Below are 22,142 nucleotides of genomic sequence, written 5' to 3'. Positions count from 1 at the left end.
AGTTTGATGCGTCGCGATCAATGACACCGAAGCGACAACCAACTACAATGGCAATTTTCGCTCGGCGATGATCCGCACAGGCGGAAAGGCGACGCAATCCACCACGTCGAACAACACTTCAATGTTGCGGTCAAACGCGTGCGCGAAGTCCATCGCATCATCGCGGCGTTCATCGGCAATAGCAGTGCCGAGCGTGCAATGGGGCGTCCAAGCGCCGGGCCGGTAGTGAGGACGACAATGCGCTGGATCGATTGCCGCGCTGATGATGCCGTGGATGCGAGCCAGGGATTCGTTGGCCTCCGGCTCCGCCCAGAGGACAAGCGGAGAAGCTTCGAACCAGCGAATTCGTTTGAACCTGATCCGCAGTTGCCTCTCGCCAGAACTAGCTGCCAGCATCGCATCGCACGCAGCCTGCTCGTGAGCCGCCGGGGAATCGTAGATGGCAAACGTAAAATGAGGCCGGTAGCCAAGGGCACGCATCGAGGGCTCGGCCTCGAAGACGGCAACCTGATGCCACAGCCGCACGATCTCGCCTGCTGAATCGTTGTCAGACCGGATATTGATCGCCAATGCCACAGGCGCACCCAAGGGGCGGAACAATCAAATCGAGATCAGGGGAAGGCTGGCTTCAAGACAATGGCGCTCCCTAGGGGAATCGAACCCCTGTTTCAGCCTTGAGAGGGCCGCGTCCTAACCGCTAGACGAAGGGAGCGTTGAGGGAGAGGACATAGCCTCGAATTTTGCCGGCGGCAAGCGGGGATCGAGGGGTTTCGGATGCTCGCTCTCCGCTGTCGTCCTGGCGAATGCAGGACCCATTACCCCAAGGCGTGGTTGTGGGCGAAGTGCCAACCACCAGTCCCCGCAACCACACCAGCCGGTGTTATGGGTCCTGGCCTTCGCCAAGACGACGATGGCGGCGAGTTCCGAGGCCGTACTCACGGCTCATTGGCGAATTTCAGCTTTCCAGCCGGCTTCAACGTGTGGGCATCGAAGGTGCGGATCTCGGTGACGCCGCCGATGTCGAGCGTGATCACGAGCCGGTCGCCGGCGACGCCGCTCGAGACGATTTTGGCGCCCTTCGGGAGAGTCGCGGTGACGTCGCCTGCCGGCTCGGGCGCCCTTCCCTCGGACTTGAAAAGGCGGTAGCCCACCGCGATCAGCACGGCGCAGATTGCCAGCGCCGTGGTCAACCCCGCGATCAGCATCATCCGCCGCACCCGCGCGAACAGCGCGGCCTGCTCGGGGCTCGGTTCGGGAACAACGGTATCAGACGTCGTCATGGAAAATTCTGGCTCTGCGCAAAGGTTGGAGGTTGTCGTCGAAGGCTCCGAGGGCTCGACCCGGCTCGACCGCGTGCTGGCGCTGCACCTTGCCGAGCTATCGCGATCGAGGCTGAAAGCCCTGATTCTGGGGGGCGCGGTGAGCCTCAGGGACGCCGCGATCCGGGACCCCGCTTATCACGTCGCCTCCGGCGATACGATCACAATCGACGTGCCGGAAGCGGCCGCGCCGGAGCCGAAAGGCGAGGATATCGCCCTCGACATCGTGTTCGAGGACGACGACATCGTCGTCCTCAACAAGCCGAAGGGGCTGGTGGTGCATCCCGCGGCGGGCCACGAGACCGGTACGCTGGTCAATGCGCTGATCGCCCATTGCGGCGGCTCGCTCTCCGGCATCGGCGGGGTGCGCCGGCCCGGCATCGTGCACCGGCTGGACAAGGACACCACCGGGTTGATGGTGGTCGCCAAGAACGACCTCGCGCATGCCTCGCTCACCGCGCAATTCGCCGATCACGGCCGTACCGGGCCGATGCGGCGCGGCTACATGGCCTTCGCCTGGGGGCTGCCGGGCCGCCATCGCGGCACCGTGGACGCGCCGATCGACCGTCACCCGCATGCGCGCGAGAAAATGGCGGTGCGCCAGGGCGGCCGCGAGGCCGTGACGCATTGGGAGCTTCTGGAGAGTTTTGCCGGACGCGACGGCAAGCCGATCGCGACGCTGCTCGCCTGCGAACTCGAGACCGGACGCACCCATCAGATCCGCGTCCACCTCGCCCATATCGGCCACCCCCTGATGGGCGACGCCGTCTACGGCCCGCATTTCAAGACCAAGGCGAACCAGCTGGGCCCCGAGTCGCAGGCCGCCCTCGCCGCGCTGGGGCGGCAGGCGCTGCACGCCTACCTGCTGGTATTGGAGCACCCGAGGACTGGAGAATTACTTCACTGGGAGACGCCTCTGCCGGAGGATTTGCTTCTCCTTCAGGGGGCCCTCAAAGCGGCGCTATGACGCAGGCCGCTTCAGAAATGCTTTACATTACAAAAAGTTATAGCTGCCACACGGGGACGTGACGTCAGCAATCCTTCCCTTTTTGCCTTCCGATGGAGTATATTGCGCTTGCGTTGAAGACCAACGCGGAACATCGCAGCACCGATCGGCTTTAACCAAGCGGTCGTCTGCCTGGCCCGCCGCTATCGGGGGCCTGAACCTGTTTGGAGGGCGCACTATGGCCCGTACAGCTACCCTGCCGGTCCTTAATGGCGAATCCGGCCTTTCCCGTTACCTCGGCGAAATCCGCAAGTTTCCGATGCTGGAACCCCAGCAGGAATACATGCTCGCCAAGCGTTGGCGCGAGCACGATGATCGCGACGCCGCGCACCAACTCGTCACCAGCCATCTCCGTCTCGTGGCCAAGATCGCCATGGGCTATCGCGGCTACGGCCTGCCGATCTCCGAGGTCGTCTCGGAAGGCAATGTCGGCCTGATGCAGGCGGTGAAGCGGTTCGAGCCCGAGAAGGGCTTCCGTCTCGCAACCTACGCGATGTGGTGGATCAAGGCGTCGATTCAAGAGTACATCCTGCGTTCGTGGTCGCTCGTGAAGATGGGCACCACCGCGAACCAGAAGAAGCTGTTCTTCAACCTGCGCAAGGCGAAGAGCAAGATTTCCGCTCTGGACGAAGGCGATCTTCGCCCCGACCAGGTGGCCATCATCGCAAAGCGTCTCGGCGTCACGGCTCAGGACGTGGTCGACATGAACCGCCGCCTCGGTGGCGACGCGTCGCTCAACGCTCCGATCCGCGACGACGGCGAAGCCGGCGAATGGCAGGACTGGCTGGTCGACAATTCGCCCAACCAGGAAGCCATGCTGGCCGAGCACGAGGAGTATGATCACCGTCGTGACGCCCTGAACGGCGCCATGGGCGTGCTCAACCCGCGCGAACGCCGCATCTTCGAGGCCCGCCGCCTCGCCGACGAGCCGATGACCCTGGAAGACCTTGCCGCCGAGTTCGGCGTGTCGCGCGAGCGCGTCCGCCAGATCGAGGTCCGCGCCTTCGAGAAGGTGCAGTCCGCGGTCAAGGGCACGATCGCAAAGGCCGAACAGGCCGCGCTGGAAGCCGCGCTCTAAGCGCGAGGTTTTGGCGCCAGAGATTGGCGGATCAACAAGAGACAGAAAGCCGGCGGCGACGCCGGCTTTTTTGTTTGTTTGCGTGTGAGGCGCAGCATGTTCGCGGGGACGCGGACCAGGCATCTTGAACCCGCACTGCCGGTTGACCGACCAAAGGGATCGGGCCAACAGCATCAAGAGAACGGACACGCGCCGTGTCGATCATCCTGCAATCCACCGTGGGCGGCTTCTCCGCCCAGTTCATGCGCAAGCTGCCGCTGGTCGAGCAGGCGATGCGCGAGCACGGGCTCGAGCCGTCGGAGTTCGTGATCTCGAAGGACTATGCCTCGACCGCGACGATCCCGCTCATGGGTCCGTTCTTCTTCAATTACAGCGTCTATTTCGGCGAGGAGACATTCACCGTCACCGAGCCGAACGACATGGTGTTCCTGGACTACTTCTTCAAGCGCGTGCTGGCCGCGGACGGCCCGCCGGAACTGCCGCGGCGACCGGGCTTGATCCGGCGGCTGTTCGGGTGGATGTCGGAGCCGGTGTGATTGATCTTCCCCTCTCCCCTTGCGGGAGAGGGTGGCTCGCCGCGATAGCGGCGAGACGGGTGAGGGGTTGTCTCCGCGAGCACGTCTCTCACATCGTCATTCGCGGAGACAACCCCTCATCCGGCGCTTCGCGCCACCTTCTCCCGCAAGGGGAGAAGGGAAGAGCGCATCGTCGGCGCCTCGCTCACTCCTCCCATGTCCGCGCCAGCGTCGCAAGCCAGCAGCCTTCGCAATAGCGGGCATCCTTGTAGTCGATCCAGTTGTGCGCATAGACGTGGTCGAGCGGGATGCCGTAGCGCGCGCGCAGGATTTGGACGAGGATCTTCCACGCCGCGACCTGCGCCGCGGTCGGTCCCGTGGTGACGTCGGGATAGTTGCCGGCGAACTCGACGCCGATCGAATTGTCGCGCACCACCTGGCGGTAGGTCGGCTTGTTGTCGATGTACTTGTTGTCGTTGCGGTTGGCGCCGTCGCCATGGGTCGGCACCAGGTTTTCCGCGACCGCCCAATAGACGGTGCCGTCGGTCTCGACCCACAATGTGACGCCGCGACGCGTGGGATTCTTCGTTTGCATCTCGGCGCCGCCGCGCGCCGAGCCTGCCGGTCCCTCGGTCTGGTGCACGATGATGTTGCGCCAGGCTTTTGCGTTGCCGACATCGCCCCATGGCGCCAGCCACACCATCTTCAGGCCGGGAATGTCGGGCGTGCCGGAGGCGCGCGCGAGCTTTGCGAGCTCGGCGTCGGTCGCAGCGGCAGGTGCGATCAGAATGAGGGCGGCGAGAACGGCCGCGAGCAGGCGAGAGATCATCATGCGGGTCCAATGCGGACCTGACGTTAGCACGCCCTTACGCGAATTTGCGCAAGGCCTCGCCTGAACCGATCGGGTCAGGCATCAGCGGTGGCGCCGGATCGTGGACGGCAAAGTCGTTCTTGCCGTTCTTCTTGGCCGCATAGAGGGCGTGGTCGGCATGCGCGATCAGGCGGTCCGGAAACTGGCCGACGCCGCGGTCCCACTGCGCCACCCCGATCGAGATCGCAATCGGAATGTCGATGCCGGTGCAGCTGACGGCATCCTGGCGGCAGACCTCGAGCACGCGGCGGGCGATCGCAGCCGCCTCGCGCAAGGTCGACGACGGCAGCACGACGCAGAATTCGTCGCCGCCGGTGCGGGCGAGCATGTCGCCGGGCCTCAAGCGCGTCTGCGCCATCAGGGTGAAGTGCTGGAGGCAGGCATCGCCCGCGGCATGGCCATGGGTGTCGTTGATGGTCTTGAAGCCGTCGAGATCGATGACCAGCAGCGAGAACGGCTCGCTGCTGCGCTCCGAGCGGGCGCATTCTTCGCTCAGCCGCTGCAACAGATGCCGCCGGTTGGCGACGCCGGTGAGATCGTCGAGTAGCGCGAGGTCGGCGACCTCGTTGCGCAAGCTGTCCATCGCCATCAGCAGGAAGCCGAAATTGAGCGTCATGGACAGGAACAGGAGACCCAGCACCATGACGCCATGAGCCTGGCCGCCGGCGCTTGCCGAGAAATCGCCGCCGAGCAGATTGCCCACCGTGCGGACGACGAGGATCGCGATAATGGCGAGGATGACGATGCCGGACAGCCGGGCGCCCGGACTGACGCGGCCTTCCGGCGGCGACAGCAACAGACGCAGCGCCAGCACCAGCGGCACGGCCTGACCGAGCGTGTAGCAGAGCATGCGCAGCTGCATGTTGTCGAAGCCGACCACGAAGAACACGACGCCGGCGAGGCTTAAGCCTGCTGTTGCGATCATGACGCGCCATGAGACGGGCCGGTGATAGAAGCGTTGAATGCCCATGGCGGCAAGGCAGCTCGCCGCGATGACGCCGGCGGCGCCAAGCAGGAGCGGCAACGGAGACGCGACGAACAGGCGCAGCAGGGCCGTCATCGCGCCGGTCGCGCCGATAAAGGACGATGCCATCCAGAACCGCGCGGCCGCGAATTTCGGATAGGTGCGCATCACGTAGGCCCAGATCAGGCCGAGCGCCAGGAAGTTGACGACGAACACGGTCCAGAGTGTCGGCACGTTCAGCATGGCGCACGCGGCGCGCGCAGCGTCGCGCCCTCCGTCCCTGCCAGCTGACCGTCCATGATCCCGTCCCCGTTTTCTTGGGGGGACAATGCCGCCGCCGCGCTTAACGGAGTCTCACTGCGATCCGCGAAAGCATGACTTTGGTTTTGGATTCATGAACGGCTGGCGCATTGTCGGATCGTTAGGCATGCCGGCGACGCGGATTCGTGAGCCAAAATCACCCGAAAATGCATCTGAGCTGTGGATAACGCGATGACACGGATGTGACAGCGCGGGGCAGAAGCGCGCGAATCTGCTGAGCTTGTCATCGAGGATGTTGCGAGGCTGGCCCTCCGCCGAGCATCCCTCGTGTCGCGTTTCACCATTAACCCTGAAGAGGATCCTATGGCTAAGAAAGCGAAGAAGGCGAAGAAGGCGACGAAGAAGAAGGCCAAGAAGGCAGCGAAGAAGAAGTAGCGAGGCTTCTTATTCTTTGCCCGGGTGGAGCACGCTCCGCCCGGGCGTCGGGTGGGAGTTCTGAGTTGGAAGATGGCGGGCGCAAGGCCCGCTTTTTTATTGGCTGGAGAAGCTATCGCTCCGCGAACGCCAGCTTGGCGCCGAGCGCGGCGAAGCCGGCGGCAAAACTCCGGCGCAGCCAGGCCATGACACGCGGGCGGGAGATGACGCGCTCGCGCACCGATGCCGCACAGAGGCCGTAGACCACGAACACCGCAAACGTCATCGCCATGAAGGCGCCGCTCAACTCCAGCATTCGCGCCAGCACATGGGCTTCGTCCGCGGCGATGAACTGCGGCAGGAAAGCCAGGAAGAAGATCGACAGTTTTGGATTGAGGATGTTGATCAGGAAGCCGGTCACGATCACCCGACCGACCGAACGCTCGCGGATCTCGCCGTCGACTGCCAGCGCCCCGGTCTCGCGCAGCGCCTGCCAGGACATGTAGAGCAGATAGGCGACACCGCACCATTTCAGCGCGGCGAAGGCGAGCGCGCTGGTGTGGAGCACGGCGGCGAGCCCCAGCATCGCGGCCGTCATGTGCGGCACGATTCCGAGGGTGCAGCCGAAGGCAGCGGCGATGCTCGCGCGCGAGCCGCGGGTCAGCGCGGCCGCCAGCGTGTAGAGCACGCCGGTGCCGGGCGAGGCGACGACGATCAGCGAGGTGAGCAGGAAGGACAAGGTCATGGACCGACCTTATCACCGCGCCGCGGACCACGAAAGCCGGCCTGCCGGATCGACCCTCAGGACAGCTGCGCGATCTCGGCCTCGCGGAGCACGTCGAGCGGCGCCCATGGCTTGGCCCAGAACTTCGCGCCGTTCGGCAAGGCCTGCATCAAGGGCCGGCCGGAGGTGACGACGACGTCGAGCTTCGGGTTGCGGTCCTTGGCGACATGCGCGAGCTCGACGCCGTTCATGCGGCCGGCAAGCTGAACGTCGGTCATCATCAGGCAGAGCGCGCCGGCGCTCTTCTCCAGCACAAGCTCGGCCGCCTCGGCGCTCTCGCATTGAATGACGTCGTAGCCGCTTTCTTCGAGAAGAAGACTGAGCATCTCCCTCTGCATGAGGTCGTCTTCCACGATCAGTGCGGTGGCTCGAAACGGCTTTGCTTGTCCCATCGGCGGCTCCCAATGCTGCCTGTCTTCATCAAGTAACGTAGGTTAAGGTGGGAACCGCCATGCGGTTCGGTTCCAATATGAAAAAATGTAAATCATAGTTCCGCTCAAGTGGCTCGACGGGGGGATCATCTTGACTGCAATCCGCGGCGCCGCCGCTATCACCGGAGCGGCAAGCGGCATCGGCCGCGCACTGGCGATCGAACTTGCACGGCGCGGCTGCGATCTCGCGCTCGCCGATCGCGACGAGCCCGGGCTGAAGACGCTCGCGGCCGAGATCGGCGCCGCAAGCAAGCTCAGCCTGCATCGCGTCGATGTCAGCGAGCCCGACGACATCGCGCAATTCGCGCGTGAGGCGGCCACCGCGCATCCCGCACTTGGCATCGTCATCAACAATGCCGGCGTTGCACTGATGGGATCGTTCGAGGAGATCGAGCAGGCGCAGATGGACTGGCTGTTCGACATCAATTTCTGGGGCGTGGTGCACGGCACGCGCGCCTTCCTGCCGCATCTGAGGACGAGGCCAGAGGCGCACATCGTCAATTTGTCCTCGATCTTCGGCATCATCGCCCCGCCGGGACAGTCGGCCTATGCCGCGGCGAAATTCGCGGTGCGCGGCTTTTCCGAGAGCGTGCGGCATGAGCTGGCCATGGCGGGCAGCCCTGTCAGGCTGTCGGTCGTGCATCCTGGCGGCGTCGCCACCGCCATCGCCCGCAACTCGCGCACCGGGGTCGGCGTCACCGACAACGCACGCCGGTCGCAATCGATCGAGCGGTTCGAGAACGCGGCAAGGACCACGCCCCGGGACGCCGCGCTGCGCATCATCAAGGGCATCGAGAGAAACGAGCCGCGCATCCTGATCGGCAACGACGCCCGCTTCATGGATCTCCTGCAGCGCTTCCGCCCGGCAACGTACTGGGCGCCGTTGCAGCGCAAGCTGGAGAGGATGGCGAAGGGGACGGAGTGAGGGGCGCCGTCGAATTAAACCGTCGTCCTGGCGAGCGTTCACGGACCTCTCCGTTGTCATTCCCCGCGAAGGCGGGGAATCCAGTACGCCGCAGCCTCTCCGTATTCTCGCGCGGTCTCTGGAATACTGGATCGCCCGCCTTCGCGGGCGATGACACCAAGTATGTGCGCGAGTGCTCCGTCTCTTTGGCTCCCCTCACTGCCCCGCCAGCCGATCGGCAAAATACCCGATCGTCTTGCGATAGATCACCGCCCTGTTCCATTCGCGCATGGCCTCGAAATTGGCGGTGCCTTCGCTGTAGGGCTGGCCCATCTTGAAGCCGCTGGTGTGGAGCAGGTTCGCGGTCGAGGCGAGCACGTCGGGGACGCTGTGGCGGAGATCGACGTGGCCGTCGCCGTCGAAATCGACGCCGTACTTGATGTAGGAGGAGGGCAGGAACTGGGTCTGGCCGATCTCGCCGGCATAGGCGCCGATCAGGTCGCGCAGCGGCAGGTCACCGCGCTGCACGATCTTCAGCGCCGCGAGCAGCTCGCCCTGGAATAGCTCGGTGCGGCGGCAGTCATGCGCGAGCGTCGCCAGCGTGCGGACCACCGGCAGCTTGCCGATGTCGCCCTTGCCGAAATCGCTCTCCAGCCCCCAGATCGCGACCAGGATATAGCGGGGCACGCCGAACTGCTGCTCGATGCGTGACAGCAGCGCGGCGTGGCGCTGCAACAGCGCCTTGCCGCCATTGATGCGGCCGGGGCCGACCCGGGTCGAGACATACTGCTCGAAGCTCTTGTTGAAGGTGTAGCGCTGGCGCCGGTCGAAGGCGAGCACCGCGCCGTCCTGCTGCACACCACTGAGTGCCGCGCTGGTCACGCCCGCCGAGACGCCGGCTGCTTGCGCTTCCGCGGTCATGCTCGCGACAAAGCTATTGAAGTCGCCGCCGCAGCGCGCGGCCTGCGCCGATCCGCCGGCCAGACAGGTGATGACGGCGATGGCCAGGGCGTATTTCGACATTGGGAAAAATCCTACAGGGAATGAGTGGGGAAGCGGCGCGCGATCATGCCCGGGAACCGGATTCGCGTCAAAGCGGCAAATCCTCGCCAGAACCGATCGCATCCTGCTCGACGAATGAAGTCCGATGTCGCGACTCCTGCATATCTGAGATGCGCTCGCTGCGACTTCGCAGCGCCAACGATTTGCCTTGCCATGGCTTGGCGCCGGTTCTAATATTCTATTCTAGGTTGTCGCCCCGCCAGCCCCGGGCGACGCTGAAGACCAAAATAAACGGCGGGCTTCGCGGCCCGCCGTTTGTTGAGGCAAGGGTGAGGCAAGGATCTCCTAAGGAGCGCATCGGGTTTTACGAAGCGTTGGACTCTTCCGCCCGACATCGAGGCGCCTCGTAAATGGGTTCGTCGATCGATCGCGCAGCTGGTTCTGCCGCTGCAGGGTCCGCGCCCAGCCACCGGAAACCTGCCAAAGTCATTTGACTATGGCCCCCTGATCGACGAAAAGCCGGCCATGGCCAAAAAACCCGGAACCAATCCCAAGGGCGAATTCGCCTTTTTCAACGTCTTCTATGAAGACGGCTCACAACGCTCCAACCGGCGCGTGCCCGCCGAATTGCTCGGCGGCCTCGACGGCGACGAGCCGGCCCGCGCCTATATCATGGAGCAGGACCGCGAGATCGCCGAAAAATCCGGCCGCCCGGCGCTTGAGATCAAGAACCTCGAGCGGGTCGGCGCGAAGAAGAAATAGGTCGACCCAGGCAGGCGCTCACCAGCGCCCGCTCCGCCTGTTCCAGGCAAACAGCAGATCGGCAAACCGATCATAGAAGAACCGGGTGAACGGCAGCGCCACGCGATTGCCGAACAACCCCGCAAGCCACCCCTCCCCCGGGGTCAGCGTCCAGAGCGCAATCGCGACATCCGCACCGACGATGAGTTGGCCGGTCTCGTCGGTCGCATGCAAGCGACGTCTGATGTCGTCGAGCGTGGCGCCAAAGTGCCCCAGCGCATCGGGCTGCTCGTTGATATCCCTGAATTCGATCGTGCCCGCGCGCACCAGCGCCAACAGCTTGTTGCGCTGCCAGTCGATGCCGGCATCGCAGACAGGGCAACGGGTGTTGTACCAGACGGTGAGGTGAGCCGGCATCATCAAAGCATAGATGTCGATCCTTGCGACGTCGAGGTTGGAGCCATCCACCCGGAATTCCAGAATCGATGCGCCTCTCTGGTCGGGTGTATATTCGATTGGAAAAGCATGAGCCTCTATTGGGCTGAACGCTGTCGAAGTAGGCGTGAACGAAAACGGCGGGCTTTCGCCCGCCGTTCTTGTTTCAACAGACCGCCAAGTGGCGGCGTTTGAACTAGTTATCCAGGAAGCTCCGCAGCTTCCGCGACCTTGACGGGTGCTTCAACTTCCGCAGGGCCTTCGCCTCGATCTGTCGAATACGCTCTCTCGTCACCGAGAACTGCTGGCCGACTTCTTCCAGCGTGTGGTCGGTGTTCATGCCGATGCCGAAGCGCATGCGCAGCACGCGTTCTTCGCGCGGGGTGAGCGAGGCCAGCACGCGCGTGGTGGTCTCGCGCAGGTTGGACTGGATCGCGGCGTCGATCGGCAGGATCGCGTTCTTGTCCTCGATGAAATCGCCGAGATGTGAATCCTCTTCGTCGCCGACGGGCGTCTCCAGCGACAGCGGCTCCTTGGCGATCTTGAGGACTTTTCGGACTTTCTCCAGCGGCATGCCGAGCTTCTCGGCCAATTCCTCAGGAGTGGGCTCGCGGCCGATCTCGTTGAGCATCTGGCGCGAGGTGCGCACGATCTTGTTGATCGTCTCGATCATGTGCACGGGGATGCGGATGGTACGCGCCTGGTCGGCGATCGAGCGGGTGATCGCCTGCCGGATCCACCACGTGGCGTAGGTCGAGAACTTGTAGCCGCGGCGATACTCGAACTTGTCGACCGCCTTCATCAGGCCGATGTTGCCTTCCTGGATCAGGTCGAGGAACTGCAGGCCGCGATTGGTGTATTTCTTGGCGATCGAGATCACGAGACGGAGGTTGGCTTCCACCATCTCCTTCTTGGCCTGGCGGGCTTCGCGCTCGCCCTTCTGCACCGAGTGCACGATCTTGCGGAACTCGATAATCTCCAAGCCGGTCAGCGCCGCGAGCTGATGCACCTCGTGGCGGAGGTCCTTGATGCGGTCCTTCTCGTGATGGACGAAGTTCTTCCAGCCCTTGGCCGACAGCTTCGAGACACGGTTGAGCCAGCGCGGATCGAGCTCCGAGCCGGTGTAGTTGCGCAGGAAGTCTTCGCGCGCGACGCCGTGGCTGTCGGCAAGGCGCATCAGGCGGCCCTCGTGGGAGACGAGGCGCTTGTTGATGTCGTAGAGCTGCTCGACCAGTGAGTCGATACGCGCCTGGTTCAGGCGCAGCGACTTCACCTCGACGATGATCTCGTCCTTGAGCTTGCGGTATTTGCGCTCCTGGTGCGGCGAGAGCGAGGGGCCGTGCGAGGTGCTCTCGAGCTGGTTCTGGATGTCCTGCTCTTGCAGCTTGCGCAGCTTCTTGTAGCTGTCGGCGATCTTGTCGAAGATCTCGACGACCTTCGGCTTGAGCTCGGCCTCGATCGCCGCAAGCGACATCTGGTTCTCGAACTCGTCGTCCTCGTCCATGTCGGCTTCGGCGGCGGACTCCGCGGGATCCTTCGCGGCGTCGCCGGCATTGCCGGGCGCAGGCGCGGCGCGGAACGGGGTCGGCGCCGGCGGTGCGGCGGGCGGCGCGACATGCGCCGGCGCGGAGCCGGTGGCCTGGCCGCCTTCGGCCGACGCTTCACCGGTCTCGCCGTTCGGACCGGCGATCATCGCATTGTTCATGCCGGCCTTGGCGTCGGGCCCAGCATAGGTGGCTTCGAGATCGATGATGTCACGAAGGAAGATTTTTCCTTCGTTGAGCTCGTCGCGCCAGATGATGATGGCCTGGAAGGTCAGCGGGCTTTCGCACAGACCTGCGATCATCGCCTCGCGGCCGGCCTCGATGCGCTTCGCAATCGCGATTTCGCCTTCGCGCGACAGCAGCTCGACGGTGCCCATCTCGCGCAGATACATGCGCACGGGATCATCGGTGCGCTCGCCCGGCTCGCTCTTCTTGACCTCGGTGACGGCCTTCTGGGTGACTTCGACCAGTTCGTTGTCGGTCTCGTCCTCGCCGCTCTCGTCCTTGTCCTCCTCGCCTTCGCTATCGTCGGCTTCGGTGACGTTGATGCCCATGTCCGAGAGCATGGACATGATGTCCTCGATCTGCTCGGGAGAGGTCTGGTCGGACGGCAAAACTTCGTTGAGCTGATCGAAGGTCACGAAGCCGCGCTTCTTGGCCTGCTTGATCATCTTCTTCACGGCCGCGTCGGACAGATCGAGCAACGGCGAGGGCGCGTCCTGGGAGTCCTTCTCCGGCGCGTCCGCTGCCTTGTCGTCTTTTTCCTTGTCCTTCGCCTGCAGCGTCTTTGCCTTGGTGGCCATCCATTGCTCCTAAACGCGTTTCACACAGACGTTCGCCGCGCCCGCGTGAAATCACTTGAACCTGTTGCTCGATGCTCTCGCTTCGTCAGATCTCGACACGGAAAGGGCGGCGCGGACCTCTTGTCGCCACCCCCGACCTTTCACTCGCCGGATTTGCCTAACGCTTCGTAGAGCCTCTTTGTCGCAGCGGATGCAGGTGTAGTGCCAACAGCAATTGCGCGGATTCATTCCTGACGCGTCTGTTCTGCCTGCGGCCGCCTGGTGGCCAAAGTGCTACAAGACCGTTAAGCCTCGATTAACCCTGTTTTTGCCGCCAAACCTCGGATTTGGCGAGTCTTTTAGCGGTTCCGGTCCCGGCCGTCCGCATGATTCTTTCATCACACGCTCTTCTGGAACCGGCCCGACAGCTCGCCAAAACCCTCGATCAGGGCCTCGGTGCCGTCGACTTCGCCTATCCGAGCCTTGACGTCGCGCAGCCACGCCATGTTGGCCTCGCTGGGATCTTCCCCCAAGGCCAGCTCGGCGTCTTTCAGCTCTCTAAGTAGTGAATGGTACTGCCGATGCAAGGCGACCAGCTGATGCCAGGTGGAGAGAACGTCGTCCCGTGCGGCGCCCTCGCGGGCGCCCCACACCGCCGCGGTCGTGATGCCGCCCTCAACCCTTTGAAGGGCCTGAGAAAATCCACCCTTCTCGAGGTCGCTGCGCATCTTCTCGGCGAGCTCGCCGGGGTCCGGCGAATGGTGATGGTCGTTGGCGAAGGCGGCGATGATGCCGGCCCGGAGCTTATGGACCTCGGGATGGGCGAGCTCCAGGGCCGCGACTTCCTCGAGATGATCGTGCAGCAGCCAGGGGTGATTGATCAGGATTTGCAGGATCAGGGCCTCCCGGCGGGAGATGGCGCTGCGCTGGCCGCGCATGATCGGGCTTGCCGCGAGCTGCGCGCTCGCCGCCTGGTAGGGTCCGGAGGGCAGCTGGATGGGCCCGGGTGGGCCGCGGCGGCCTCCAAATCCCTGACCGCCGAATCGATTCGCGCCTCCCCCACCGCGGGGCTGGAACTGGCGACCGCCGGGCCCGGGGCGGAAATTGCCACGGCCGGCGCCAAAGCCGCCGCGCCCGCCTTCGGGGGCAAAGGCACGCTGGAGCCGCTCGGCAAGATCCTGCCGATAATAGCGCCGCACCACCTCGTCGCGGATGCCGTTGGAGAGCTCCTTGATGCGCGCCTCTAGCGCGGCGCGGCGCTCGGGCGTGGCGAAATTGCCGCCTTCGAGCTCGCGCGACCAGATCATCTCGGCGAGCGGACGCGCCGCCGCGATCACCTCCTCGATCGCGCCACGACCGCCGGAGCGCACGAGATCGTCGGGGTCCTGCCCTTCCGGCAGCAGGGCGAAGCGCAGACTCTTGCCGGGCGCGAGGAAGGGTAAGGCGAGATCCGCGGCACGATAAGCGGCTTTCTGGCCGGCGCGGTCGCCGTCGAAGCAGAGGATCGGCTCGTCCGCCATTTTCCAGAGCAGCGCGAGCTGGTTTTCAGTGAGCGCGGTGCCGAGCGGCGCCACGCTGCCGGCAAAGCCCGCGGTGACCATGGCGATGACGTCGACATAGCCTTCGACCACGATGAGGGGGCTGCCGTCATGGGTGGCTTTGCGCGCGGTCTGGTGGTTGTACAGATTGTCGCCCTTGTGGAAGAGCGGCGTCTCCGGCGAGTTCAGGTACTTGGCCGGAACGTCCTTCTCCAGCGCGCGCCCGCCGAAGGCGATGACGCGGCCGCGCAGATCCGTGATCGGAAACATCACGCGATCGCGGAAGCGATCATAGGGCACCGGGATGTCGTTGCCGGCCACCAGCATGCCGGTTTCGACCATGTCGTCGACGGAGACGCCGAGCTTGCCGAGATGCTCTTTCAGCGCAAAGCGATCAGGTGGCGCATAGCCCAGCCGAAACTGCAATTGCGTCGCCGGCGAGATCGCGCGGTCGGCGAGATAGCCGCGCGCCTTGGCGCCGACGCGCGAGGCCAGCGTCTCGGCAAAGAACTTGGCGGCGAGATCCATGACGTCATGCAGCGAGCGGCGCCGCTGCTCCTGACGCGCCGCATCCGGCGTCACCGCTGGCAGCGGCAGGCCCGCCATATTGGCGAGCCGCTCCACGGCCTCCGCGAACGGCAGGCCGTCGGTCTCCATCATGAAGCTGATGATGTCGCCGTGCTTGCCGGATGAGAAGTCGTGGTAAAAGCCCTTCTGGTCGTTGACGTAGAAGGACGGCGTCTTTTCCTGCTGGAACGGCGACAGCCCCTTCCACTCTCGCCCCGCCTTCTTCAGTTTGACGCGCTTGCCCACGACTTCGGAGACCGAAAGCCGGGCCCGAAGCTCGTCGAGGAATTGGGGCGTGAAGCGCATCAGGTTGATTTCTGGGGTGAGTCGGGCGTTTTGCCAACGAATAGGCATATAAGGATGCCCCCGGGAAATACGATGCACTTAGGGCTTCTCCCGGCTATTCACAGGTCGAAGATTCGACGGAAAGCTTGAACCCGCCCCGGTTCCACGCTTCCATGGGGGCCATGTTCAGGACCTTCCGAGGCGGCCAGAGCGGGGGTTGGCGCATCACCTCGATTTCGCCGGTGACGGGCGAGCCCCTCGCCTTCATGCCAACGCTGTCGGTCACCGACAGCGAGGCCATCGCGTTGCCGCTGGTGCCCTCGCGCAATGCCTGGCGCCTGGTCGGTGTCGCGAGCAGCTTGCGCTACACCGAGCGCCCGGAGAAGCAGCAGCTCACTGCCGTGCAGGCCGGCCTCGGCCGGCTGGAAGCAACCAGTGCGGCGCTGATCCCGATCCGCAAGTCGCAGGCCTGGTGGGATCTGACCCAGGAAGAGCGCCGCAGGATCTTCGAGGACAAGTCGCATCACATCGCGAACAGCCTGCGCTTCCTGCCTGCGATTGCGCGGCAGCTCTATCATTGCCGCGACCTCGGCGGGCCCTTCGACTTCCTGACCTGGTTCGAATTCGCGCCTGCGCACGCCTCGCTGTTCGAGGAGCTGGTCGCGATGCTCAGGCGAACCGAGGAGTGGAGTTATGTCGAGCGCGAGGTCGACGTGCGCGCAGTGAAGGAAGTGCTGTCGGGCTAGAGCCCAAGAAAGCGGCCGGATTCGATGCGCGGCAGATCGGTGACGGGCCAGTTGTAGATGTAAGTCCAGGCCGGTGCCGTCACCCCGTCTGCACCTGTCACGTCGACCAGCTGGCGCAGATATTCGGTCGGCTCCGGAAAGCCCTCGCCGCAGGCCTCGTACATGTCGAGCTCGCGCAAGAGTTCGTCGGGCACGCGCAGGTGAAAGAGTTCGCCGTGGACGCGGTCGGACGGCACATCAGAGAGCAGCAGCCCCGGATAATGCTTCACCAGAACGAGCCGGCCGCGGCAGGTCGCTTCCCCCAGAAAATCCGCGTGGCCCGCAAGCAGCCGCGCCATCGGATGGTCGAAGCCGCGCATCAGCGTGCCGTAGACGAAGAGACGATTGGAGGTCATGGCCTTCTATAACCATCAATCGGCAGCGTGCAAATCGCAGCGGATCTACAAAACCTCCGCCTCGAGTGTCTCGCCGCTGCATTGCTCGTCCGACACCACCCTGATGGTCACGTCCATGGCGTCGAACGCGCCGGCAGGGCCGATATAGACGCCGTGCAGCGGGATTGCCTGGCGCGGATCGCGGGCGACCGCGACGCGGATGAGGTCGCGGGTGCCGACGATGCCGTTGGTCGGATCGAACTCGATCCAGCCCGCGCTGGGCAGGTAGACCTGGACCCAGGCATGCGTCGAACCGCCGCCGACATGGCGCTGCTCAATATCCTCCGGCAGGAAGATGTAGCCGGAGACGAATCGTGCGGCGATGCCGAGATGACGCAGCGCCTCGATCATGAACAGCGCGTAGTCGCGGCAGGTTCCGCTACCGGACTGCAAGGTGTCGAGCGGATGCTGCGTGCCCAGCTCGTGGCGCTTGCGGTACTTGAACCGCTCGCGGATACCGTGGGTCATGCCGCTCAGGATCTTGAAGGTCGGCGTCGGCGCGTCCTCGTCGAGAAAGCCGCGCGCCCATTCCGCGATCTCGCCATCGGGATCGGTATATTGCGGCGTGATGTAGTGGACGAGGTCGGGAAACTCCTCATCGTCATACGCGAAAGGATAGAAATAGGCCGAGTCGTCCGGCGTCAGCGCGAACTCCTCGACCGGATTGTGCTCGACGGTGACGTGCCAGTCGAAGATCAGCGCGTCCGCGCGCTCGTCGAAATTCGCGATCGCGACGGAATTGCCGAACACGTCGTGGATCCAGTGCAGCGACATCGGCTCGGGCGATATCTCGAGCCTGGAGTCGAGCACGCGCAGATCATGCCCGTCGCGCGGCCGCAGCATGATCCTGTGTTCGCCGAACGCCACGGGGCGGGTGTAGCGATATTCGGTCTTGTGATGAATCGTCAGCAACGGCATCGTCAGGCAATCATGGTGATGTCGGGCGGACCAATCTATAGCAATCCCGCCCGATTCTTCGGGGTGACTGCTGTTTCATTAGGCAATCAGGATGGCTTTAGACACAATCGGGGCGACCAATCAACTCCTCAGCGAGGGTGACGTCCCCCCGGTGCACGAGGTGAATGCGCAAGGGACATCGCCTTTTTTGCTCACCTCGGACCACTACGGACGGGTCCTGCCGGCTGCGCTTGGCGATCTTGGCGTCGCCGAGAACGAGCTGACGCGGCATATCGCCTGGGACATCGGCATTGGGGGTGTCGCCGACCGGCTGGCAGAGATGCTGGGCGCACATCTGATCGCCCAGCGCTATTCGCGGCTGGTGATCGACTGCAACCGCCCGCCCGCCGCCGTGAGCTCGATTCCCCTGATTTCCGAAGCAACCGCGATCCCGCGCAACGAGGGAATTTCGGAGCAGGAGCGCAAAGCGCGCCGCCGCGAGATTTTCGAGCCCTATCACCGCCGTATCGATGCCGCGATCGACCGCCGCGTGCACGACAAGCGGCCGACGGTGCTGGTGTCGCTGCACAGCTTCACCCCCGTTTACGCCGGCGTCGCGCGTCCCTGGCACATCGGCGCGCTCTACAATCGCGACACCGTGCTGCCGCAGCTGCTGCTCAGGCATCTCCGCAGCGAGGGCGATCTCGTCGTGGGCGACAACGAGCCCTATGCGGTGAACGACCTCACCGACTACACCATCCCCGTGCACGGCGAAGCTCGCGGCCTCGTCAATACCGGCATCGAGATCCGCCAGGATCTGATCGCCGACCAGTCTGGCCAGCAACAATGGGCCGAGCGGCTGGCGCGGATTTTTGCAGAGATCGAGGTTGAGCTGCCGGCGGAAAGGCTGGTCGATTAGCCCGACAGCGGTTATTTCGCCCTGGTCAGCGCCAGCCAGATGCCGCCGCCGATCATGAAGCCGCCGGAGATGCGCGACATCATGCGGGTGCGGCGAGCCGAGAAGAACTTCCGGGCCCGCCCCGCGGCGATGGCGTAGAGCGCGTCCGTCATCACCGCAGTGACCATGAAGGTGGCCCCCAGCAGTGCGACCTGCGGGAAGTGGTCGCGGTTCATGTCCATGAACTGCGGGATGAAGGCACCGAAGAACACCAGCACTTTCGGGTTCGACAGCAGCACCAGGAAACCTTGCAGGAAGAATCCGCCGCGCGGCGGCGCCGGCGGCTCATCCACATTGACGCCCTCGACCGGCGCCCAGATCAGCTTGATGCCGAGCCAGACCAGATAGGCGGCGCCGGCAAAGCGCACCCAGTCGAACCAATACCCCATGGTCGCCATCAGCGAGGTCAGTCCGACCGCGACGATGCCGATGACGATGGCGAGGCCGGCCTGCGCACCGGCCACATTGGTCAGCGCCGCGCGCGTGCCGTGGCGCAGCCCGTTGGCGATGACGAGGGTGACGATCGGCCCCGGCAACAGCGCGAGCGCGATGCAGGCGGCAAGGAAGGCGAGATAGGCTTGCAGAGACATCATGGGGAGGACTCGCTGGGAGCGGTTTGGGGCATTAATGCATGACACTCAATGTCCGTCCAGCGCCGCAGCCCCCACGTCTTCATCTCCGGTGCTGCAGGAACACGAGCCGCGCGCGATGCATCACCGTCTTGACAAGCAACCATTTGGTTGCCTATTATCGCCGCCATGGATGAGGTCTTCAAAGCGCTCGCCGATGCGTCACGACGGTCGCTGCTCGACAGACTTCACGCCAGGAACGGCCAGACGCTGAACGAACTCTGCGAAGGCCTCGCGATGACGCGCCAGGCCGTGACCAAGCACCTTGCCATTCTGGAAGAGGCCAATCTGGTCACGACCATCAGGCACGGCCGCGAGAAGCTGCACTATCTCAATCCGGTTCCGATCCATCAGATCGGCGAACGCTGGATCAAGAAATTCGAGCGCGGCAAGCTCGCCGCACTCGGCGAGTTGAAACGCCAGTTGGAGAAGCGCGATGAGTAAGCCGCAATTCGTCTATGTCACCTACATCGAGACAACGCCAACGAGGCTGTGGGAGGCGCTGACATCGAGCGAGTTCACCAAGCAATACTGGTTCGGCGCCGAGGTCAGGTCCGACTGGAAAATCGGCTCCCCTTTCGCGCTGCTGCTGGACGGCGAGACCACCGATTCCGGCGAGATCCTCGAAGCCGATCCGCCGCGGCGGCTGTCTTACAGCTTCAAGCACCAAAAATACGAGGAGCTGCGCGGTGAGCCGATCTCGCGGGTGGTCTTTACCATTGAACCGTTCGGCTCGCTCGTGCGTTTGACGGTGCTGCATGACGGCTTCGTCGAAGGCGGCAAATATTTCGGCGCCGTTTCCAACGGGTGGCCGGCGATCCTGTCCGGGCTCAAGAGCCTGCTGGAAAGCGGCAAGGTGCTGGCCATTCCGCACGCAGCCCTCAACAAGGGATTCGATGCAAAATGAACCTCGATCAGTTCAAACCGCTCACCGTCTACACGATTTACATCGCCGCGACGCCGGACCAGGTGTGGGAGGCGCTGACCTCCGCCGAGTTCAGCCGCAAATACTTTTCCGGCTTTGCGGTCGAGATGGAGCCAAGACTCGGCGGCAAATTCGTCGTGCGCGCGCCTGATGGCTCGGAACACATTTCGGGCGATGTGTTCGAATACGCTCCGCCGAACAAGCTGACGGTGACGTGGAACGTCAACTGGCCCGACCTCGTCGCGAAGCTCGGCACGACGCTTGTCACTTACGCGATTGAACAAGCCGGCGAGGCCGTCCGCCTCACCATGAGCGAACGCCACGACCGCCCGCTCAGCGACGACATCCTTTCCGGCGGCCGCACCGGCTGGCCCGCAATCCTGTCGGGGCTGAAGAGCCTGCTGGAAACGGGCAAGGCGCCGCAGATCAAGATGGCGCCGCCGGCGCAGATGCTGGAAGCGTTGAAGGCGATGGGTATCAAGACGCCGTAGCGGGCGAACTCCGTGTCGTCATCGCTTCTTCTTCACCGGAGGCGGATTGATTTCGTCGATCTTGCGACTGCAATCCGCTTCCGAGTCGTGCGGGCCCGAGACAAAGGTTCCGCTGACCTTGATCGCGTACCAGCCCGACTCGACGCCGAGCCGGAGCGCTTCTTCTGTCTTGACGTGCCGTGGCGAGAGAGCTTGCATCGGTTGAGTTTGCATCGGGTGCTTTCGGTTGGCGTTCGATCTCATGATCGATCGCGGTGAAACCTTCAGGTGTCCGCGGCACGCGCCTGCCGCGTCCAACTCACCGCTGGAGTGGGCAATATGCGCGACGACCGCTGTTACGACGTCGCTACGAGTCGGCTCCGCCGGTGCGAGGGAATGAGGCGCTTCACGTCGCGCGAATAGTCGTGGCGCTGCATAGGCGCAGAAACGACAGATCTTTCGACATTCCCGCACCGTGCGCGCAATCGCCGCAATTAGCTATCATTTTCTCGCCCGTGCCGCACTTTTGAGGCGCCAATTGCCGCCCGCGACCGAATAAGCCGTCAAAGCCTTGTGATCGGCCGCTTCGTAGCCATGTTACGAGCTTAGCCAAGGGAAAATCGTATGAAGCTCCGCGTCGGGTTTGAGATGCTGTACGAATTCCCGCAGCCCACGCCTATGATCATGGTGCTGGGCACGCACTTCACCCGCGCCTCCGATGTCATCGTGCCCGACCTGCTGACCACCAGACCGTCGGTGCCGATCACTCCCTATCGCGACCTCTTCGGCAATTGGTGCAGCCGCATCGTGGCGCCGGCTGGCGCCTTTCGCCTTGCCGGCGACGGCGTCGTGAGCGACAGCGGCCTGCCCGATCCAGTGTTCCCGAACGCGGCTCAGCACGCCGTCGAGGCGCTGCCGACCGACACGCTCGTCTATCTGCTCGGCAGTCGCTACTGCGAGACCGATCGCCTGTCGGATATCGCATGGAAGTTGTTCGAGCACACGCCGCCCGGCTGGGCGCGGGTCCAGGCCATCTGCGATTTCGTTCATCGTCACATCGCCTTCGGCTATGAGCACGCGCGCGCGACCAAGACGGCGCGGGAAGCCTACGACGAAGGCAAGGGCGTGTGCCGCGACTATGCTCATCTTGCCATCGCGTTCTGCCGCTGCATGAACATCCCGGCGCGTTACTGCACCGGTTATCTCAGCGACATCGGCACGCCGAAGCCCTGGGCCGTGGGAGATTTCGCCGGCTGGTTTGAGGCTTATCTCGGCGGAAGCTGGCACATGTTCGATCCGCGCAACAACACGCCGCGGATCGGCCGCGTGTTGATCGCACAAGGACGCGATGCCGCGGACGTCCCGATCACCCAGACCTTCGGTCCGAATACCCTTGTCAATTTCAAGGTATGGACCGACGAGGCTGCCTGATGACAGACAGCAGCGTTGCACTCAGCGCCGATGAATTTGCGTCCTTGGCCGAGATCGGCAAGGGCAAGGCGCAAGGCGAAATCCCGCAAGCGCACGGCGAGCGCCTGACCAACCTCGGTTATGCAATCAGGCGCCTCGGCGAACTCGAACTGACCTCATCCGGCGAACGCCGGCTGGCAACTAGCGAATAGCTCGCTGCCGTTGCGTCCGG

At 64.0% G+C, this 22,142-nt stretch carries 26 protein-coding genes and 1 tRNA gene; 12 read left to right on the top strand and 15 right to left on the bottom strand.

What is annotated here, in order from left to right; genetic code table 11:
• Positions 1 to 42 precede the first annotated feature (42 nt).
• From ACIPUD_RS27535 to ACIPUD_RS27525, 3 genes are all read right to left on the bottom strand, one after another.
• Entirely contained in the window at positions 43 to 576 is a 534-nt protein-coding gene (locus ACIPUD_RS27535; RefSeq protein ID WP_446481890.1) for a 2'-5' RNA ligase family protein, read from the bottom strand.
• Positions 577 to 637: 61 nt separating this feature from the next.
• A tRNA-Glu gene (locus tag ACIPUD_RS27530) sits at positions 638 to 712 on the bottom strand.
• Between the two features lie 223 nt (positions 713 to 935).
• Complete coding sequence (locus ACIPUD_RS27525) at positions 936 to 1,280, bottom strand: hypothetical protein (RefSeq protein ID WP_018453628.1); 345 nt, start codon at positions 1,278 to 1,280, stop codon at positions 936 to 938.
• Between ACIPUD_RS27525 and ACIPUD_RS27520 the strand changes: the two genes are divergently transcribed.
• The 3 genes from ACIPUD_RS27520 to ACIPUD_RS27510 all read left to right on the top strand — a co-directional run bounded on the left by ACIPUD_RS27520 (position 1,279) and on the right by ACIPUD_RS27510 (position 3,939).
• Positions 1,279 to 2,286, top strand: coding sequence for an RluA family pseudouridine synthase (locus ACIPUD_RS27520; RefSeq protein WP_026232566.1), 1,008 nt, complete (start codon positions 1,279 to 1,281; stop codon positions 2,284 to 2,286). The two genes, ACIPUD_RS27525 and ACIPUD_RS27520, sit on opposite strands and share 2 nt — an antisense overlap.
• Before the next feature lie 217 nt (positions 2,287 to 2,503).
• Positions 2,504 to 3,403 (top strand): RNA polymerase sigma factor RpoH, encoded by a 900-nt coding sequence (gene rpoH, locus ACIPUD_RS27515; protein ID WP_007596598.1) that lies wholly within the window; start codon positions 2,504 to 2,506, stop codon positions 3,401 to 3,403.
• A 194-nt stretch (positions 3,404 to 3,597) separates the two neighbouring features.
• Positions 3,598 to 3,939 carry a hypothetical protein gene (locus tag ACIPUD_RS27510; protein ID WP_018453625.1) on the top strand — a complete coding sequence of 114 codons (342 nt, stop codon included), beginning with the start codon at positions 3,598 to 3,600 and terminating at the stop codon, positions 3,937 to 3,939.
• A 184-nt stretch (positions 3,940 to 4,123) separates the two neighbouring features.
• Here the strand turns inward: ACIPUD_RS27510 and ACIPUD_RS27505 are convergent, their stop codons facing one another.
• The 4 genes from ACIPUD_RS27505 to ACIPUD_RS27490 all read right to left on the bottom strand — a co-directional run bounded on the left by ACIPUD_RS27505 (position 4,124) and on the right by ACIPUD_RS27490 (position 7,604).
• Positions 4,124 to 4,750, bottom strand: a complete 627-nt coding sequence (locus ACIPUD_RS27505; protein WP_018453624.1) for a peptidoglycan recognition protein family protein — start codon at positions 4,748 to 4,750, stop codon at positions 4,124 to 4,126.
• A 34-nt stretch (positions 4,751 to 4,784) separates the two neighbouring features.
• Complete coding sequence (locus ACIPUD_RS27500; protein WP_085360511.1) at positions 4,785 to 5,996, bottom strand: GGDEF domain-containing protein; 1,212 nt, start codon at positions 5,994 to 5,996, stop codon at positions 4,785 to 4,787.
• A 565-nt stretch (positions 5,997 to 6,561) separates the two neighbouring features.
• On the bottom strand, positions 6,562 to 7,173 hold the full coding sequence (locus ACIPUD_RS27495; RefSeq protein ID WP_007596605.1) for a LysE family translocator: 612 nt from the start codon (positions 7,171 to 7,173) through the stop codon (positions 6,562 to 6,564).
• Positions 7,174 to 7,229: 56 nt separating this feature from the next.
• On the bottom strand, positions 7,230 to 7,604 hold the full coding sequence (locus ACIPUD_RS27490; RefSeq protein ID WP_018453620.1) for a response regulator: 375 nt from the start codon (positions 7,602 to 7,604) through the stop codon (positions 7,230 to 7,232).
• Positions 7,605 to 7,734: 130 nt separating this feature from the next.
• Between ACIPUD_RS27490 and ACIPUD_RS27485 the strand changes: the two genes are divergently transcribed.
• Entirely contained in the window at positions 7,735 to 8,568 is an 834-nt protein-coding gene (locus ACIPUD_RS27485; RefSeq protein WP_446481889.1) for an SDR family NAD(P)-dependent oxidoreductase, read from the top strand.
• Positions 8,569 to 8,763: 195 nt separating this feature from the next.
• Here ACIPUD_RS27485 and ACIPUD_RS27480 read toward each other — a convergent pair whose 3' ends face one another.
• Positions 8,764 to 9,570, bottom strand: a complete 807-nt coding sequence (locus ACIPUD_RS27480; RefSeq protein ID WP_247489333.1) for a lytic murein transglycosylase — start codon at positions 9,568 to 9,570, stop codon at positions 8,764 to 8,766.
• A gap of 504 nt (positions 9,571 to 10,074) precedes the next feature.
• Between ACIPUD_RS27480 and ACIPUD_RS27475 the strand changes: the two genes are divergently transcribed.
• A complete protein-coding gene (locus tag ACIPUD_RS27475; RefSeq protein ID WP_007614643.1) occupies positions 10,075 to 10,311 on the top strand; it encodes a hypothetical protein in 237 nt (78 codons plus the stop codon).
• Between the two features lie 18 nt (positions 10,312 to 10,329).
• Here ACIPUD_RS27475 and ACIPUD_RS27470 read toward each other — a convergent pair whose 3' ends face one another.
• From ACIPUD_RS27470 to dnaG, 3 genes are all read right to left on the bottom strand, one after another.
• A complete protein-coding gene (locus ACIPUD_RS27470) occupies positions 10,330 to 10,710 on the bottom strand; it encodes a thiol-disulfide oxidoreductase DCC family protein (protein WP_377792036.1) in 381 nt (126 codons plus the stop codon).
• 211 nt (positions 10,711 to 10,921) lie between these two features.
• On the bottom strand, positions 10,922 to 13,072 hold the full coding sequence (gene rpoD, locus ACIPUD_RS27465) for an RNA polymerase sigma factor RpoD (protein WP_446481888.1): 2,151 nt from the start codon (positions 13,070 to 13,072) through the stop codon (positions 10,922 to 10,924).
• A 377-nt stretch (positions 13,073 to 13,449) separates the two neighbouring features.
• Positions 13,450 to 15,462, bottom strand: coding sequence for a DNA primase (gene dnaG, locus ACIPUD_RS27460; RefSeq protein WP_018453614.1), 2,013 nt, complete (start codon positions 15,460 to 15,462; stop codon positions 13,450 to 13,452).
• Between the two features lie 161 nt (positions 15,463 to 15,623).
• On the opposite strand from dnaG, the gene ACIPUD_RS27455 reads away from it, so the two are divergent.
• Positions 15,624 to 16,187: a chlorite dismutase family protein gene (locus ACIPUD_RS27455; protein ID WP_085360595.1), complete on the top strand. Its 564-nt coding sequence runs from the start codon at positions 15,624 to 15,626 to the stop codon at positions 16,185 to 16,187.
• Here the strand turns inward: ACIPUD_RS27455 and ACIPUD_RS27450 are convergent.
• Together ACIPUD_RS27450 and ACIPUD_RS27445 are read right to left on the bottom strand one after the other, a co-directional pair.
• Complete coding sequence (locus ACIPUD_RS27450) at positions 16,184 to 16,582, bottom strand: gamma-glutamylcyclotransferase family protein (protein WP_018453612.1); 399 nt, start codon at positions 16,580 to 16,582, stop codon at positions 16,184 to 16,186. The two genes, ACIPUD_RS27455 and ACIPUD_RS27450, sit on opposite strands and share 4 nt — an antisense overlap.
• Before the next feature lie 45 nt (positions 16,583 to 16,627).
• Positions 16,628 to 17,539 (bottom strand): transglutaminase family protein, encoded by a 912-nt coding sequence (locus ACIPUD_RS27445; protein ID WP_018453611.1) that lies wholly within the window; start codon positions 17,537 to 17,539, stop codon positions 16,628 to 16,630.
• A gap of 91 nt (positions 17,540 to 17,630) precedes the next feature.
• Between ACIPUD_RS27445 and ACIPUD_RS27440 the strand changes: the two genes are divergently transcribed.
• The gene (locus ACIPUD_RS27440) at positions 17,631 to 18,437 is read left to right on the top strand and encodes an N-formylglutamate amidohydrolase (protein WP_446481887.1); all 807 of its coding nucleotides are present in this window, start codon (positions 17,631 to 17,633) and stop codon (positions 18,435 to 18,437) included.
• 11 nt (positions 18,438 to 18,448) lie between these two features.
• Here the strand turns inward: ACIPUD_RS27440 and ACIPUD_RS27435 are convergent, their stop codons facing one another.
• Positions 18,449 to 19,069: a LysE family translocator gene (locus tag ACIPUD_RS27435; protein WP_085384410.1), complete on the bottom strand. Its 621-nt coding sequence runs from the start codon at positions 19,067 to 19,069 to the stop codon at positions 18,449 to 18,451.
• A gap of 165 nt (positions 19,070 to 19,234) precedes the next feature.
• Here ACIPUD_RS27435 and ACIPUD_RS27430 point away from each other — a divergent pair, with 165 nt between their 5' ends.
• Genes ACIPUD_RS27430 through ACIPUD_RS27420 form a run of 3 tightly spaced genes read left to right on the top strand, consistent with a single transcriptional unit; the run spans position 19,235 to position 20,521 of the window.
• Positions 19,235 to 19,549 (top strand): ArsR/SmtB family transcription factor, encoded by a 315-nt coding sequence (locus ACIPUD_RS27430; protein WP_007614659.1) that lies wholly within the window; start codon positions 19,235 to 19,237, stop codon positions 19,547 to 19,549.
• Complete coding sequence (locus ACIPUD_RS27425; protein WP_377791906.1) at positions 19,542 to 20,012, top strand: SRPBCC family protein; 471 nt, start codon at positions 19,542 to 19,544, stop codon at positions 20,010 to 20,012. The genes ACIPUD_RS27430 and ACIPUD_RS27425 overlap by 8 nt, the downstream gene beginning before the upstream one ends.
• Positions 20,009 to 20,521, top strand: a complete 513-nt coding sequence (locus ACIPUD_RS27420; RefSeq protein WP_085360525.1) for an SRPBCC family protein — start codon at positions 20,009 to 20,011, stop codon at positions 20,519 to 20,521. Before ACIPUD_RS27425 ends, ACIPUD_RS27420 begins: the two co-directional genes overlap by 4 nt.
• Before the next feature lie 18 nt (positions 20,522 to 20,539).
• On the opposite strand, the gene ACIPUD_RS27415 is transcribed toward ACIPUD_RS27420, so the two are convergent.
• Complete coding sequence (locus tag ACIPUD_RS27415; RefSeq protein WP_007614662.1) at positions 20,540 to 20,764, bottom strand: hypothetical protein; 225 nt, start codon at positions 20,762 to 20,764, stop codon at positions 20,540 to 20,542.
• 360 nt (positions 20,765 to 21,124) lie between these two features.
• Here ACIPUD_RS27415 and ACIPUD_RS27410 point away from each other — a divergent pair, with 360 nt between their 5' ends.
• Together ACIPUD_RS27410 and ACIPUD_RS27405 are read left to right on the top strand one after the other, a co-directional pair.
• The gene (locus ACIPUD_RS27410; RefSeq protein ID WP_085349611.1) at positions 21,125 to 21,931 is read left to right on the top strand and encodes a transglutaminase-like domain-containing protein; all 807 of its coding nucleotides are present in this window, start codon (positions 21,125 to 21,127) and stop codon (positions 21,929 to 21,931) included.
• The gene (locus ACIPUD_RS27405) at positions 21,931 to 22,122 is read left to right on the top strand and encodes a hypothetical protein (protein ID WP_085349612.1); all 192 of its coding nucleotides are present in this window, start codon (positions 21,931 to 21,933) and stop codon (positions 22,120 to 22,122) included. The genes ACIPUD_RS27410 and ACIPUD_RS27405 overlap by 1 nt, the downstream gene beginning before the upstream one ends.
• Positions 22,123 to 22,142: the final 20 nt, after the last annotated feature.

The organism is Bradyrhizobium sp. CAR08, assembly GCF_052871955.1.
This window is presented reverse-complemented; position numbering and strand designations above follow the sequence as displayed.

Coding starts and splice junctions, on each gene's coding strand:
- ACIPUD_RS27520 (WP_026232566.1), top strand. CDS start 1,279: ATGGAAAATTCTGGCTCTGCGCAAAGGTTGGAGGTTGTCGTCGAAGGC.
- ACIPUD_RS27525 (WP_018453628.1), bottom strand. CDS start 1,280: ATGACGACGTCTGATACCGTTGTTCCCGAACCGAGCCCCGAGCAGGCC.
- rpoH (WP_007596598.1), top strand. CDS start 2,504: ATGGCCCGTACAGCTACCCTGCCGGTCCTTAATGGCGAATCCGGCCTT.
- ACIPUD_RS27505 (WP_018453624.1), bottom strand. CDS start 4,750: ATGATGATCTCTCGCCTGCTCGCGGCCGTTCTCGCCGCCCTCATTCTG.
- ACIPUD_RS27500 (WP_085360511.1), bottom strand. CDS start 5,996: ATGCTGAACGTGCCGACACTCTGGACCGTGTTCGTCGTCAACTTCCTG.
- ACIPUD_RS27495 (WP_007596605.1), bottom strand. CDS start 7,173: ATGACCTTGTCCTTCCTGCTCACCTCGCTGATCGTCGTCGCCTCGCCC.
- ACIPUD_RS27490 (WP_018453620.1), bottom strand. CDS start 7,604: ATGGGACAAGCAAAGCCGTTTCGAGCCACCGCACTGATCGTGGAAGAC.
- ACIPUD_RS27480 (WP_247489333.1), bottom strand. CDS start 9,570: ATGTCGAAATACGCCCTGGCCATCGCCGTCATCACCTGTCTGGCCGGC.
- ACIPUD_RS27475 (WP_007614643.1), top strand. CDS start 10,075: ATGGCCAAAAAACCCGGAACCAATCCCAAGGGCGAATTCGCCTTTTTC.
- ACIPUD_RS27470 (WP_377792036.1), bottom strand. CDS start 10,710: ATGATGCCGGCTCACCTCACCGTCTGGTACAACACCCGTTGCCCTGTC.
- rpoD (WP_446481888.1), bottom strand. CDS start 13,072: ATGGCCACCAAGGCAAAGACGCTGCAGGCGAAGGACAAGGAAAAAGAC.
- dnaG (WP_018453614.1), bottom strand. CDS start 15,462: ATGCGCTTCACGCCCCAATTCCTCGACGAGCTTCGGGCCCGGCTTTCG.
- ACIPUD_RS27455 (WP_085360595.1), top strand. CDS start 15,624: ATGTTCAGGACCTTCCGAGGCGGCCAGAGCGGGGGTTGGCGCATCACC.
- ACIPUD_RS27450 (WP_018453612.1), bottom strand. CDS start 16,582: ATGACCTCCAATCGTCTCTTCGTCTACGGCACGCTGATGCGCGGCTTC.
- ACIPUD_RS27445 (WP_018453611.1), bottom strand. CDS start 17,539: ATGCCGTTGCTGACGATTCATCACAAGACCGAATATCGCTACACCCGC.
- ACIPUD_RS27440 (WP_446481887.1), top strand. CDS start 17,631: ATGGCTTTAGACACAATCGGGGCGACCAATCAACTCCTCAGCGAGGGT.
- ACIPUD_RS27435 (WP_085384410.1), bottom strand. CDS start 19,069: ATGATGTCTCTGCAAGCCTATCTCGCCTTCCTTGCCGCCTGCATCGCG.
- ACIPUD_RS27430 (WP_007614659.1), top strand. CDS start 19,235: ATGGATGAGGTCTTCAAAGCGCTCGCCGATGCGTCACGACGGTCGCTG.
- ACIPUD_RS27425 (WP_377791906.1), top strand. CDS start 19,542: ATGAGTAAGCCGCAATTCGTCTATGTCACCTACATCGAGACAACGCCA.
- ACIPUD_RS27420 (WP_085360525.1), top strand. CDS start 20,009: ATGAACCTCGATCAGTTCAAACCGCTCACCGTCTACACGATTTACATC.
- ACIPUD_RS27415 (WP_007614662.1), bottom strand. CDS start 20,764: ATGAGATCGAACGCCAACCGAAAGCACCCGATGCAAACTCAACCGATG.
- ACIPUD_RS27410 (WP_085349611.1), top strand. CDS start 21,125: ATGAAGCTCCGCGTCGGGTTTGAGATGCTGTACGAATTCCCGCAGCCC.
- ACIPUD_RS27405 (WP_085349612.1), top strand. CDS start 21,931: ATGACAGACAGCAGCGTTGCACTCAGCGCCGATGAATTTGCGTCCTTG.